This is a genomic window from Streptomyces anulatus, from assembly GCF_014650675.1.
Taxonomy (GTDB): Bacteria; Actinomycetota; Actinomycetes; order Streptomycetales; family Streptomycetaceae; genus Streptomyces; species Streptomyces anulatus.
In genome coordinates, this window is sequence record NZ_BMVK01000002.1 from 700,195 (window position 1) to 712,920 (window position 12,726).

Below are 12,726 nucleotides of genomic sequence, written 5' to 3' on the forward strand. Positions count from 1 at the left end.
TTCGGACGCGTATACACGGCAGGTATACACACCGTGTACAGTTCTTCCCATGTCTATCGGTCACACCCTCCTCGGGCTCCTGGAGTCCGGCCCCCGACACGGCTACGACCTGAAGCGGACCTTCGACGAGAAGTTCGGCCAGGACCGCCCGCTGCACTACGGCCAGGTCTACTCGACGATGTCCCGGCTCCTGAAGAACGGACTCGTCGAGGTCGACGGCGTCGAGAGCGAAGGAGGCCCCGAGCGCAAGCGGTACGCCATCACCGACGCCGGGATCACCGATGTCTCGCAGTGGCTGGCGCAGCCCGAGAAGCCGGAGCCCTACCTCCAGTCGACGCTCTACACCAAGGTCGTCCTGGCGCTCCTGACCGGTCGCAGCGCGGCCGATCTGCTGGATTCCCAGCGCTCGGCGCACCTGCGGATGATGCGCATCCTCACCGACCGCAAACGCAAGGGCGACCTCGCCGACCAGCTGATCTGCGACCACGCCCTGTTCCACCTGGAAGCCGATCTGCGCTGGCTGGAACTGACCTCCGCCCGTCTCGACCAGCTCGCCAAGGTGGTGGCTCCGTGATTCCCGAAGGCTCCCTGCTCGCCGCGCACGATCTGCGCAAGACCTACGGTTCCACGCCCGCCCTGGACGGCGCGTCGTTCTCCGTGCACCCCGGCGAGGTCGTCGCCGTGATGGGCCCTTCCGGCTCCGGCAAGTCGACGCTGCTGCACTGCCTGGCCGGGATCATCACGCCCGACTCCGGCACCATCACCTACGCGGGCCGCGAGCTGTCCGCGATGTCGGACGCCGAGCGCAGCGCCCTGCGGCGCAGCGACTTCGGCTTCGTCTTCCAGTTCGGCCAGCTCGTCCCGGAGCTGACCTGTGTGGAGAACGTCGCCCTGCCCCTGCGGCTGAACGGCGTCAAGCGCAAGGCCGCCGAGCGCACCGCCCTGGAGTGGATGGAGCGCCTGGAGGTCGACGACCTCGGGACCAAGCGTCCCGGCGAGGTCTCCGGCGGACAGGGCCAGCGGGTCGCCGTGGCCCGTGCGCTGGCGGCGTCGCCGAAGGTGATCTTCGCCGACGAGCCGACCGGCGCGCTGGACTCCCTCAACGGCGAGCGGGTGATGGAGCTGCTCACCGAGGCCGCCCGCTCCGCCAACGTCGCCGTGGTCCTGGTGACCCACGAGGCCCGCGTCGCCGCCTACTCCGACCGTGACGTCACCGTGCGCGACGGCCGGGCCCGCGACATGGAGCACGCCGTATGACCCTGCTCGAAGAGAAGCTGCCCGCGGCGCCACCGCGTCCGGCATCGCCCTCGCGGGGCTCGGTGACCCTCCGCGACCTCGGCCTCGGCATCCGGTTCGCCGCCGCCGGGGGCCGCGAGGGCTGGATCCGTACGCTGCTGACCGCCGTCGGCGTCGGCCTCGGGGTCGCCCTGCTGCTGCTCGCCTCCTCCGTACCGCATCTGCTCGACGCGCGGAACGCCCGCGAGCAGGCCCGCAGTGAGAACCGGGCCTCCGCCTACTCCGAGACGAACGCCCCGAAGTCGGACAGCTCGGTGCTGCTGGTCAACACGACCACCGAGTACCACGACCGGACCGTCGCCGGCTTCCTGATGCGCGCCGACGGCTCGACGCCCGTCCTGCCGCCGGGGATCGACCGCATCCCCGCGCCGGACACGATGGTCGTCTCCCCCGCCCTGCGGGAGCTCCTCGACGAGCCGGGCAACGAACTGCTGCGGGAGCGGCTGCCGTACGAGATCACCGGCACGATTCGAGACGCCGGGCTGCGCTCCCCCGGTGAACTGCTCTACTACGCGGGCAGCGACACCCTGACGCCGGCCAACGGCGGCCACCGGATCGGCGGGTACGGCGACGACCGCCAGGGCGAACCCCTCCCGCCCCTGCTGATCGTGCTCGTCATCATGGTCTGCGTCGTGCTGCTGGCACCGGTCGCGATCTTCATCGCCACCGCCGTGCGCTTCGGCGGCGACCGGCGCGACCGGCGGCTGGCCGCGCTGCGACTGGTCGGCGCGGACATCCGGACGACCCGGCGGATCGCCGCCGGGGAGGCGCTGTTCGGCGCGCTGCTCGGGCTGCTGTTCGGCCTGGCGTTCTTCCTGGTGGGCCGGCAGTTCGTCGGCGCGGTGGAGATCTGGGACGTCAGCGCGTTCCCGGCCGACCTTGCGCCGGACCTCCGGCTGGCGTCGCTGATCGCGGTGGCCGTGCCGCTGACGGCCGTCCTCGTCACCCTCGTGGCGATGCGGTCCGTGGTGATCGAGCCGCTCGGCGTCGTGCGCCGGGGGCGTGAGCGGGGACGCCGCCTGTGGTGGCGGCTGCCGGTGCCGCTGGCCGGTCTCGCGGTGCTCGCGCTCTGGGGCCGGGTCGAGGAGTACGCCCCGGTGAACCCGTTCCCGATCACCGCGGGCGCCGTGCTGGTGCTGTTCGGGCTCGCCCTGCTGCTGCCCTGGCTGGTCGAGGCCTGTGTGAACCGGCTGCGCGGCGGCCCGGTGCCCTGGCAGCTCGCCACCCGCAGGCTCCAGTTGAGCAGCGGGGCCGCGTCCCGCGCGGTCAGCGGGGTCACCGTGGCGGTGGCGGGAGCCATCGCGCTGCAGATGCTGTTCGCCTCGATGAACGCCGACTTCAACCGGATGACGGGTGCGGACCCCAGCCGGGCCCAGTTCGCCGGGTACTCCGAGGACGTCACCGGCGAGGCGGCCACCTCGGCCATCGAGCAGTTCCGCGCCACCAAGGGTGTGGAGGTGGTCATCGGATCGGTGGAGGCGTACGCGTCCAAGCCCGGCGACTACGCCGAGGACGAGGTCGAGCCCACCACCTCGCTGACCGTCGGCACCTGCGAGACCCTGCGCGAGCTGGCGCGGATCGGCGCCTGCGAGGACGGCGACACGTTCGTGGTCCACCCGCCGGGCGACAAGGACATGAGCGCCTGGGTCGACGAGACCGCCCGCAAGGGCGAGGAGGTCGAGATCGGCTACGGGAACAAGGTGATGCGGTGGACGCTGCCCGCCGACTCCCCGACCGTTCAGGGCCGCGAGGACCCGATGGGCGAGACCCACTACGGGATCATGGCAACCACCGGTGCGATCGACGCGGGCAAGGTGCCCGGAGCGACGATCACCACCCAGATCCGGGTCGACCACAGCGTGCCGGACGTCGCCGAGCACGTACGGAACACGGCGGCCAGGATCGACCCCGGGATGCGTTTCGTCACGATCGAATCGGTCGAACGCAACCGCCAGTACGCGAGCATCCAGACCGGTCTCCAGGTGGGCGCGAGCGCGGTGCTGCTGCTGATCGCCCTGTCGATGCTGGTCTCCCAGCTGGAGCAGTTGCGTGAGCGCAGGCGGCTGCTGTCGGTGCTGGTGGCCTTCGGCACCCGGCGCGCCACGCTCGGCTGGTCGGTGCTGTGGCAGACCGCCGTGCCGGTGGTGCTCGGTCTGGCGGTGGCGGTCGCGGGCGGCCTGGGCCTCGGGGCGATGCTCGTCCACCTGATCGAGAAGGATGTCTCCGACTGGTGGCTGTTCTGGCCGATGGCGGGGGTCGGGGGCGCGCTGATCCTGCTGGTCACCCTGTTGTCGCTGCCGCCGCTGTGGCGCATGATGCGCCCGGACGGACTGCGCACCGAGTGACACCCGCACGACCGCGTACGGCAGGGGCCCCTGCCCGCGTTCCGTGCGGGGGCGCGCTCTACGGGCTCTCCGCCACCAGCCGCACCGGCAGCGGTCGCATCGCCTCGCGCAGGGCGGCCGCGAACTCCTCGAACTCGCCGCCCCGCGCCGACCCCGACCGCATCGCCAGCGCCACCCGCCGAGTGGGCGCCGGGTCCGCGAAGTACCCGGTGGCCAGCGCCTCGTTGCGGCCGGTCTCCACCGTCACCGCGGTCCGGGGCAGCAGCGTCACCCCGAGCCCGCCCGCCACCAGCTGGACCAGGGTGGAGAGCCCGGCGGCGGTCGTGGTCACCGGTGCGCCCTCGGTGCGGCCCGCCTCACGGCAGATGTCCAGGGCCTGGTCGCGCAGGCAGTGCCCCTCGTCCAGGAGCAGCAGCGGCAGTTCGCGCAGGGCGTCGCGCGGGATGTCCGCCCGGCCGCCGAGCCAGTGGTCCTGCTCCATGACCAGCACGAAGTCCTCGTCGAACAACGGGATCTCGCTCACTCCGGGGACCCCGAGCGGCACGGCGAGCAGGAGCAGGTCGAGCCGCCCGGCGGCGAGGCCCTCCAGCAGTGAGGAGGTCTGCTCCTCGTGGACCTGGAGGTCGAGGTCCACGTACCGCTCGTGGACGAGGCGGAGCACGGTGGGCAGCAGATACGGGGCGACGGTCGGGATCACGCCGAGCCGGAGCACTCCGGTGAACGGGGCCCGGACCGCCTCCGCCTCCTCCATCAGCGCGGCGACGGCCTCCAGCACCGCCCCGGCCCGCACCGCGAGCCGCTCCCCCGCGGGCGAGAGCAGCACCTTGCGCGTCGTACGCTCGATGAGCTGGACACCCAGTGCCTCCTCCAGGGTCGACACCGCTCCGGAGAGTGCGGGCTGACTCATCCCGATTGCTGCCGCGGCGTCCCGGAAGTGCAGATGCTCCGCCACGGCCGTGAAGGCGCGCAGCTGCGACAGGCTGGGCTGCTTGGCGGTCGGCTTACCGGACTGCTTGGGGCGTATGCCCTGATTACCCTGGCCCACTGATAGGCACCTCCGATCATCTCGACCGAGTGTAGCTATTTCCGTGATCAATGCACTCTGTGCCAAGGTGGAACTCGTCCAACCCTCAGGAACGCCCCCAAAAGGGGAATTCCAGACGTTGCAAGGAGAGCGCGTGCTCACTGTCGGTGACAAGTTCCCCGAGTTCGACCTGACTGCTTGTGTTTCGCTGGAGAGCGGCAAGGAGTTCGAGCAGATCAACCACAAGACCTACGAGGGCAAGTGGAAGATCGTCTTCGCGTGGCCGAAGGACTTCACCTTCGTGTGCCCCACCGAGATCGCCGCCTTCGGCAAGCTGAACGAGGAGTTCGCGGACCGCGACGCCCAGGTCCTCGGCTTCTCCGGTGACTCCGAGTTCGTGCACCACGCCTGGCGCAAGGACCACCCGGACCTGACCGACCTGCCCTTCCCGATGCTGGCCGACTCGAAGCACGAGCTCATGCGTGACCTCGGCATCGAGGGCGAGGACGGCTTCGCCCAGCGCGCCGTCTTCATCGTCGACCAGAACAACGAGATCCAGTTCACGATGGTGACCGCCGGTTCCGTGGGCCGTAACCCCAAGGAGGTCCTGCGGGTCCTCGACGCCCTGCAGACCGACGAGCTGTGCCCGTGCAACTGGACCAAGGGCGAGAACACCCTCGACCCGGTCGCGCTCCTCTCGGGCGAGTGAGCTGATACCGACATGGCTCTCGACGAACTGAAGTCCGCCATACCGGACTTCGCCAAGGACCTGAAGCTGAACCTCGGCTCGGTCATCGGCAACAGCGACCTCCCGCAGCAGCAGCTGTGGGGCACCGTGCTGGCCTGCGCGATCGCCTCGCGTTCACCGAAGGTGCTGCGCGAGCTGGAGCCCGAGGCGAAGGCCAACCTCTCCGCCGAGGCGTACACCGCGGCGAAGTCGGCGGCCGCGATCATGGCGATGAACAATGTCTTCTACCGGACCCGGCACCTGCTGTCGGACCCGGAGTACGGCACGCTCCGCGCGGGCCTGCGGATGAACGTCATCGGCAACCCGGGCGTGGAGAAGGTCGACTTCGAGCTGTGGTCGCTCGCCGTCTCCGCGATCAACGGCTGCGGCCAGTGCCTGGACTCCCACGAGCAGGTGCTGCGCAAGGCCGGCGTGGACCGTGAGACCATTCAGGAAGCCGTCAAGGTCGCTTCGGTGATCCAGGCGGTCGGTGTGACCCTCGACGCCGAGGCCGTACTCGCCGAGTAGTGACACCGCACCACCCCTGATACGAGAAGAGCCCCGAGGACGACCGACCGTCCCCGGGGCTCTTCTTTTCGTTCCGTGCCGTCTTCCGCGCCGTCTCCCGATCCGGCTTCCGTGCGGTTCCGCTACTCCTGGGGCGGCCGCTTCTCCTGCGCGGGTTCGCCCGGGGAGTCCTGCGGACCCGGGGGCGCGGGCGCCGCGTGCGCCGGGCTCATCGACAGGGCGGTGGCCCCGTGATGACCGCCCCGTTCACCCGGCTCCCCGTACGAACGCAGATAGCCGACCACCGTGTTGATCACGGCGACCAGCGGTACGGCGACCACCGCGCCGCCGATGCCCGCGACCAGACCGCCGGTCGCCACCGCGAGGACCACCGCGAGCGGATGCACCCGGACGGCGCGGCCGAGGATGAACGGCTGCAGGATGTGGCCCTCGATCTGCTGCACCGCCAGGACCACCACCAGCGCCCACAGCGCGGTCCACACTCCCTCGGTGACCAGCGCGACGACGACCGCGAGCGCCCCGGAGACCACGGCGCCGACGAGCGGGATGAAGGCGAACAGGAAGATGAAGACGGCCAGCGGCACCGCGAGCGGCACATTGAGGACGTAGAGGCCGAACCCGATGAAGATGGCGTCGATCAGGGCGACGAGCACCGTGCCGCGCACATACGCGGTCAGGGTGCGCCAGGCGCGCGGTCCGGCGCCGGCGACCCCGGGGCGGGCCGCGGCGGGCACCAGCTTGAGCGACCATTCCCAGATGCGCCGGCCGTCGTAGAGCAGGAACAGCGTGGAGAACATCGCCAGCAGCAGCCCGGTGAGGAACTCCACCATCACGGTGACGCCCTGGAGCCCGGCGGAGGTGATCTCCTCGGTGTTGGTGCCGATGGTGTCGCTGAGGTTCTTGGCGATGTCGTTGATCTGCGACTCGGTGACGTGGAAGGGGCTGTCGAGCGCCCAGCGCTTCAACTCGTCGATGCCGTCGCGGACCCGGTCGGAAAGCGTGTCGAGGTTGTCCATCACCTGCCACACCACGAACCAGCCGACCAGTCCGATGATGACGAAGCCGAGGACGGCGGTCACGGCGGTGGCGAGCCCGTGGGGCAGCCCGAACCGCTTGAGCCGGACGACGGTCGGCTGGAGCATCGCGGTGACGAGCAGCGCGGCGGCGAAGGCCAGCACCACGAGCTGGACCGCGCTGATCACCCGCATCAGCACCCAGAGCGTCCCGGCCAGGACGAGGAGGCGCCAGCCTGCCTCGGCGGCGACCCGCATCCCCCACGGGATCGCCGCCACCGGATCCGGCTTGGCGGCGACCGAGGGGGCGTACGAGGGCGGCGCGGGCACCTGCCCGGTGCCGTCGTCCTCCGGGACGGCGGGAGCCCCCCGCGCCGCGAGGGGGTCCTCGTCATCCGCGGCGGCGCGCGCCCGTCGCTCGTCCAGTCGCGCACCCAGCTCCGTCAGTTCGGACCCGAAGCGGTCCAGCCAGCCCGGCAGTTTCGACATGCTTGCTTTCCTTCCCCCATCTTCCCGTCCCAGCGCTCCTCAGCGTTTTCCCCAACGCTCCCCGGGACCGCCAGGATGCGACCGTACACGCGCGAGGCCCCCCACCGTCTGGACGGTGAGGGGCCTCGCGAGGTTGAGAGGGCGGTCCGTGGACTTCGCCCGCTCCCTCTAATACCAGTTGTTGGCCTGCCAGAAGGACCAGGCGCCGCACGGGCTGCCGTAACGGCCGTCCATGTAGCTGAGGCCCCACTTGATCTGGGTGGCCGGGTTGGTCTGCCAGTCGGCACCGGCGGACGACATCTTGTGACCCGGGAGCGCCTGCATGAGCCCGTACGCCCCGGAGGACGGGTTGCTCGCGCGGTAGTTCCAGGTCGACTCGTGGTTCACGATGTTGCTGAAGCACTGGAACTGGTCCGCGGGGACCATCTGACGGGCCATCGCCTTGACGTCGGCCACGCTGTAGGAGCCCTGCGCGGAGAACGAAGCGGCGTCGCGGACGGAAGAACGGCTGGCGCGCTCGGCCTCTTCCTTCTTCTTCTGCTCCGCCTTGCGCTCGGCCTCGACCCGGTCCTCGGCTGCCTGCTTCTTGGACTTGGCGTCCTTGGCGGCCTGGAGGCGGGCCGATTCCTCGGCCGACTTCTTCGCGGCGGCGTCGGCGGCGGATGCCTGGGCATCGGCCTGCTGCGTCAGCGAAGCGGTCTGGACCTGGGCCTGCTGGCCCGCGGGGATGTCTGCGAGCAGCGTGGTGTCGGCTGCGGCCGCCTCGAAGTTGTTGTCGTCGGCGGCAGGTGTGCCGCCCGCAGCAACGCCTACGACGGCGCCAACGGTGGTGACCGCGGTGGCGGATGCCACGGCGAACCCCCGGACCGAGATCCGGCTCACATGGTGTCCTTCCAGCATCGCCCGCTTAGGTGACCTCGCGGGCGCGTTCGTGCCCCTGACACTGGCCTCCCTACTGCGTGGGTCACGGGAGGCACGGGCCCGATGGGCAACCCCGGTGAGGGGCTGCCGCGTGGTGCTCGCGGGCGGCATACGGGCGTCTTGTGTTGAGTTGTGTGGTGCGTGGCGCCTCTGGAGGTGCCCAAGTGCCGTATGCGGGGCCTGACGGAAGCAAGACTCTGCCGGACGGGAGCGCCGGGAGGCAATTCTGTGTTGCGTGGGAAAGGTCACACCCCGTTTGGCCCCCCGGTTTTTCGGAAATGACGGCGCAGCACAATGCCGCCCGGCTAAGCTCCTTGGCTCGCCGGGCGGCATCAAAGGGATATGCGTGTCAGATGTGGCCTTCCTCCAGCATTTCGGTCACCAGCGCGGCGATCTGCGAACGCTCCGACCGCGTGAGCGTGACGTGGGCGAACAGCGGATGGCCCTTCAGTTTCTCGACGACGGCGACGACTCCGTCGTACCGGCCGACCCGGAGGTTGTCCCGCTGGGCCACGTCGTGGGTGAGCACGACACGCGAATTCGCCCCGATTCGGGACAACACGGTCAGCAGGACGTTCCGTTCGAGCGACTGCGCCTCGTCGACGATCACGAAGGCGTCGTGCAGGGACCGGCCGCGGATGTGGGTGAGCGGCAGGACCTCCAGCATCCCGCGCCCGAGCACCTCCTCGATGACCTCGCGCCCGGCGACCGCCGAGAGCGTGTCGAAGACCGCCTGCGCCCAGGGGCTCATCTTCTCGGCCTCGCTGCCGGGGAGATAGCCGAGCTCCTGCCCGCCCACCGCGTACAGCGGGCGGAAGACCATCACCTTCTTGTGCTGTTGGCGCTCCAGCACCGCCTCCAGCCCCGCGCAGAGGGCCAGCGCCGACTTGCCGGTGCCGGCCCGGCCGCCCAGCGACACGATGCCGACGTCGGCGTCCAGCAGGAGGTCGAGGGCGATCCGCTGTTCGGCGCTGCGCCCGTGGATGCCGAAGGCCTCCCGGTCGCCCCGCACGAGCCGTACGTTGCCCTCGGCCGTCACCCGGCCGAGCGCCTTGCCGCGCTCGGACTGGAGGACCAGACCGGTGTGGACGGGCAGTTCGGCGGCCTCGGGGACGTACAGCGTCTCCTCGCCGAACAGCAGGTCGATCTGTTCCCCGGCGAGGGACAGTTCGCTCATACCGGTCCAGCCGGAGTCCGTGATGGCGAGCTCCGCGCGGTACTCCTCGGCGAGGAGACCCACGGAGGACGCCTTGATACGGAGCGGCAGGTCCTTGGAGACGACCGTGACGTCGTACCCCTCGGCCTGGAGGTTGCGTGCGACCGCGAGAATCCGTGAGTCGTTGTCCCCCAACCGGTAGCCGGCGGGCAGGACACCGGGATCGGAGTGGTTGAGCTCGACTCGGAGCGTCCCGCCCAGATCCCCGAGTGGGATCGGGGCGTCCAGCCGGCCGTACCGGACCCGGAAGTCGTCCAGCAGGCGCAGGGCCTGCCGGGCGAAGTATCCGAGCTCGGGGTGATGCCGTTTGGCCTCCAGTTCCGTGACCACCACGATCGGGAGCACGACTTCGTGCTCGTCGAAGCGGGCCATGGCACCGGGATCGGCCAGCAGGACGCTGGTGTCGAGAACGTATGTGCGCCGGTCGGGCATGCGGCGCTTGCTGCTGGTCACCACGGAAGGACGTACCCCCTCGGACGAGGTCGGGGAGTGCGACGGACGGTCGCGGAGCTTCCCGAAGGGAGAGGACGGACCGGGATCGGGCCCCTGTGCGCGGGCCGGACCACGGCCACCGCGTCGGCCGCAGACTGTCTACGGTCCTTCGTGTGCAAAGGGCCTCCCGGGCGAGCGGGCTGGGTGCCGCTCACTTGGATGCGACATCCGCCTGGTTGATGACCGGACGTCGACCTGACAGGGGTATTCCCTTTTCCGCGCGAAGCCATGCCGCCGCATATGACACGGTGTGGAGAAGTCCCGGTGGACGCGCGGTGACCCCCTTGCCTACGGCGATGGCTCCCCTATATAGGGGAGCCGTCGACGGACGTGCGGGAGGGAGGGGTGTTCAGGGCAGCTCAGGCCCCGTAGCGGCGGTGGCGGGCGGCGTAGTCGCGCAGCGCCCGGAGGAAGTCGACCTTGCGGAAGGCCGGCCAGAAGACCTCGCAGAAGTAGTACTCCGAGTGGGCGCTCTGCCAGAGCATGAAGCCCGAGAGCCGCTGCTCGCCGCTCGTCCGGATCACCAGGTCGGGGTCGGGCTGGCCCCGGGTGTAGAGGTGCTCGGAGATGAGGTCGGTGGAGACGACCTCGGCCAGCTCCTCGAAGGTCGTGCCCTTCTCCGAGTGCTCCAGGAGCAGGGAGCGCACCGCGTCCGCGATCTCCTGGCGGCCGCCGTAGCCGACCGCGACATTGACGATTATTCCGTCGATGTCGGACGTCGCCTCCTGGGCCTCCTTGAGCACCGACTGCGTCTCCGGCGGAAGCAGGTCGAGCGTGCCGACGTGATGGACGCGCCAGCGCCCGTCCGCGGCGAGGTTGCGCACGGTGTTCTCGATGATGCCGAGCAGCGGCTTCAGCTCGTGCTCGGGCCGGTCGAAGTTGTCCGTGGACAGCATCCAGAGGGTGACGACCTCGACATCGGTCTCGTTGCACCAGCCGAGCAGCTCGGAGATCTTGTCCGCACCGGCCTGGTGGCCCTGCACGGCCGATCCGCCGGACGCCTTGGCCCAGCGCCGGTTGCCGTCGAGGATGACCCCGATGTGCTTCGGCACCTGGTCGTGGTCCAGGCGGCCTCCCACCCGGCGCGCGTAGAGCCTGTACACCAGGTCGCGGAAGTTCACTGCGTTCACCCTCTCGGTTCCGTACGGGCCCGGGGCCCGCCCTCCCCGTCGCCGGGGGTCCGGGGGCCGTCCCCCCGCAGGGGATCGCTGCACGGTCTGCGCCGCCCGCACGATCCCTCGGCGGTCCGCGCCCTTACCACTGGGCACGGCCACGCGGGCCTTCGCCGCGCCGCACATCGGCATTCCCCGAAGCCGCCACATTACTGCGACCGGGCCACGGGGGCCCAACCCGGTCTGTCACAACTCCGTGATAAGGAATGAAACGTGACTGATTACCTCTCCCCCGGCCTGCGCCACCGCGCCGCCGATTCCCGTTACGACTCCATGGAGTACCGCCGGACCGGGCGCAGCGGCCTCAAGCTCCCCGCTCTCTCGCTGGGTCTGTGGCACAACTTCGGCGACGACCGGGCCCTGGACTCCCAGCGGGCGATCCTGCGTCGCGCCTTCGATCTCGGGGTCACCCACTTCGATCTGGCCAATAACTACGGTCCGCCGCCCGGCTCGGCCGAGCTGAACTTCGGCAAGCTCTTCGCCCAGGACTTCACGCCGTACCGGGACGAGCTGGTCATTTCCACCAAGGCCGGTTATCTGATGCATCCCGGCCCGTACGGCGAGTGGGGCTCCCGGAAGTATCTGCTGTCCTCGCTCGACGCCTCCCTGAAGCGGATGGGCCTCGACTACGTCGACGTCTTCTACTCGCACCGCTTCGACCCGCACACCCCGCTGGAGGAGACGATGGGCGCGCTGGCGTCCGCCGTCCAGCAGGGCAAGGCGCTGTACGTGGGCGTCTCCTCGTACACCGCGGAGCAGACCGCCCAGGCTGCCGGGCTGCTCAAGGAGATGGGGGTGCCCGCACTGATCCACCAGCCGTCCTACTCCATGATCAACCGCTGGATCGAGGACGACGGGCTGCTCGACACCCTGGAGGCGGCCGGGATGGGATGCATCTCCTTCGTGCCGCTCGCGCAGGGCCTGCTCACGAACAAGTACCTGAAGGGCATTCCGGAGGGCTCGCGCGCCACCCAGGGCAAGTCCCTCGACCCGGGTCTGCTCTCCGACGAGGTGGTCCGCCGGCTCAACGGGCTCAACGACATCGCGCAGGGCCGCGGCCAGTCGCTCGCCCAGCTCGCCATCGCGTGGGTGCTGCGCGACAGCCGGATGACCTCGGCGCTGATCGGCGCGTCGAGCGTGAAGCAGTTGGAGGAGAACGTGGCGGCCCTCGCGGGCCCGGCGCTGACCGCCGACGAGCTCAAGGAGATCGACGCCTTCGCCGTGGACACGGCGGGCACGAACATCTGGGCCGGTCGCAGCTGACCTCGGCCCGACGGGGCTCGCGTGCGGGGGAGAACGGGAGCGCCCCGGGGCCGCGCGGCAGCGCCGACGCCGGCCCGTAAAAAAAACGGGCCGGTCCGTGGGGGGGGATACGGACCGGCCCGAGGGGGGGTTTCCACCATAACCCTTCGTAAGTACTGGCGCGTGCCGCGCCACTCCACAATTACTCTCCGGATTCGCCGGACTGCGTTCCGGACAGGGCTGACGCCCGCCGGACTCCCG

At 70.2% G+C, this 12,726-nt stretch carries 11 protein-coding genes; 6 read left to right on the forward strand and 5 right to left on the reverse strand.

The window, feature by feature from the left end:
• Positions 1-49 precede the first annotated feature (49 nt).
• The 3 genes from IE272_RS07760 to IE272_RS07770 are packed head-to-tail and all read left to right on the forward strand — an operon-like array spanning position 50 to position 3,641.
• Positions 50-574, forward strand: coding sequence for a PadR family transcriptional regulator (locus IE272_RS07760; protein ID WP_007452436.1), 525 nt, complete (start codon positions 50-52; stop codon positions 572-574).
• Positions 571-1,257: an ABC transporter ATP-binding protein gene (locus IE272_RS07765; protein WP_050360691.1), complete on the forward strand. Its 687-nt coding sequence runs from the start codon at positions 571-573 to the stop codon at positions 1,255-1,257. The genes IE272_RS07760 and IE272_RS07765 overlap by 4 nt, the downstream gene beginning before the upstream one ends.
• Complete coding sequence (locus IE272_RS07770; RefSeq protein WP_190006513.1) at positions 1,254-3,641, forward strand: ABC transporter permease; 2,388 nt, start codon at positions 1,254-1,256, stop codon at positions 3,639-3,641. The genes IE272_RS07765 and IE272_RS07770 overlap by 4 nt, the downstream gene beginning before the upstream one ends.
• Positions 3,642-3,699: 58 nt before the next feature.
• On the opposite strand, the gene IE272_RS07775 is transcribed toward IE272_RS07770, so the two are convergent.
• Positions 3,700-4,686, reverse strand: coding sequence for a hydrogen peroxide-inducible genes activator (locus IE272_RS07775; RefSeq protein ID WP_073802345.1), 987 nt, complete (start codon positions 4,684-4,686; stop codon positions 3,700-3,702).
• 133 nt (positions 4,687-4,819) lie between these two features.
• Between IE272_RS07775 and IE272_RS07780 the strand changes: the two genes are divergently transcribed.
• Both IE272_RS07780 and IE272_RS07785 read left to right on the forward strand, forming a co-directional pair.
• Positions 4,820-5,374: a peroxiredoxin gene (locus IE272_RS07780; RefSeq protein ID WP_007452441.1), complete on the forward strand. Its 555-nt coding sequence runs from the start codon at positions 4,820-4,822 to the stop codon at positions 5,372-5,374.
• A 12-nt stretch (positions 5,375-5,386) separates the two neighbouring features.
• Entirely contained in the window at positions 5,387-5,920 is a 534-nt protein-coding gene (locus IE272_RS07785; protein WP_003966620.1) for an alkyl hydroperoxide reductase, read from the forward strand.
• Between the two features lie 122 nt (positions 5,921-6,042).
• Here IE272_RS07785 and IE272_RS07790 read toward each other — a convergent pair whose 3' ends face one another.
• The 4 genes from IE272_RS07790 to IE272_RS07805 form a co-directional block, all read right to left on the reverse strand.
• Positions 6,043-7,422 (reverse strand): AI-2E family transporter, encoded by a 1,380-nt coding sequence (locus IE272_RS07790; protein ID WP_050360693.1) that lies wholly within the window; start codon positions 7,420-7,422, stop codon positions 6,043-6,045.
• 168 nt (positions 7,423-7,590) lie between these two features.
• Complete coding sequence (locus tag IE272_RS07795) at positions 7,591-8,304, reverse strand: aggregation-promoting factor C-terminal-like domain-containing protein (RefSeq protein WP_050360694.1); 714 nt, start codon at positions 8,302-8,304, stop codon at positions 7,591-7,593.
• A 388-nt stretch (positions 8,305-8,692) separates the two neighbouring features.
• On the reverse strand, positions 8,693-10,015 hold the full coding sequence (gene phoH2, locus IE272_RS07800; protein ID WP_050360695.1) for an RNA 5'-3' helicase PhoH2: 1,323 nt from the start codon (positions 10,013-10,015) through the stop codon (positions 8,693-8,695).
• Between the two features lie 395 nt (positions 10,016-10,410).
• Entirely contained in the window at positions 10,411-11,172 is a 762-nt protein-coding gene (locus tag IE272_RS07805) for an isoprenyl transferase (RefSeq protein WP_007452446.1), read from the reverse strand.
• Positions 11,173-11,436: 264 nt separating this feature from the next.
• Between IE272_RS07805 and mgrA the strand changes: the two genes are divergently transcribed.
• Positions 11,437-12,486 (forward strand): L-glyceraldehyde 3-phosphate reductase, encoded by a 1,050-nt coding sequence (mgrA, locus tag IE272_RS07810; RefSeq protein WP_073957803.1) that lies wholly within the window; start codon positions 11,437-11,439, stop codon positions 12,484-12,486.
• Positions 12,487-12,726 lie beyond the last annotated feature (240 nt).

What these genes read in the sequence shown, in the direction of transcription:
- IE272_RS07760 (WP_007452436.1), top strand. Translation starts at nt 50, where the DNA reads ATGTCTATCGGTCACACCCTCCTCGGGCTCCTGGAGTCCGGCCCCCGA.
- IE272_RS07790 (WP_050360693.1), bottom strand. Translation starts at nt 7,422, where the DNA reads ATGTCGAAACTGCCGGGCTGGCTGGACCGCTTCGGGTCCGAACTGACG.
- IE272_RS07785 (WP_003966620.1), top strand. Translation starts at nt 5,387, where the DNA reads ATGGCTCTCGACGAACTGAAGTCCGCCATACCGGACTTCGCCAAGGAC.
- IE272_RS07770 (WP_190006513.1), top strand. Translation starts at nt 1,254, where the DNA reads ATGACCCTGCTCGAAGAGAAGCTGCCCGCGGCGCCACCGCGTCCGGCA.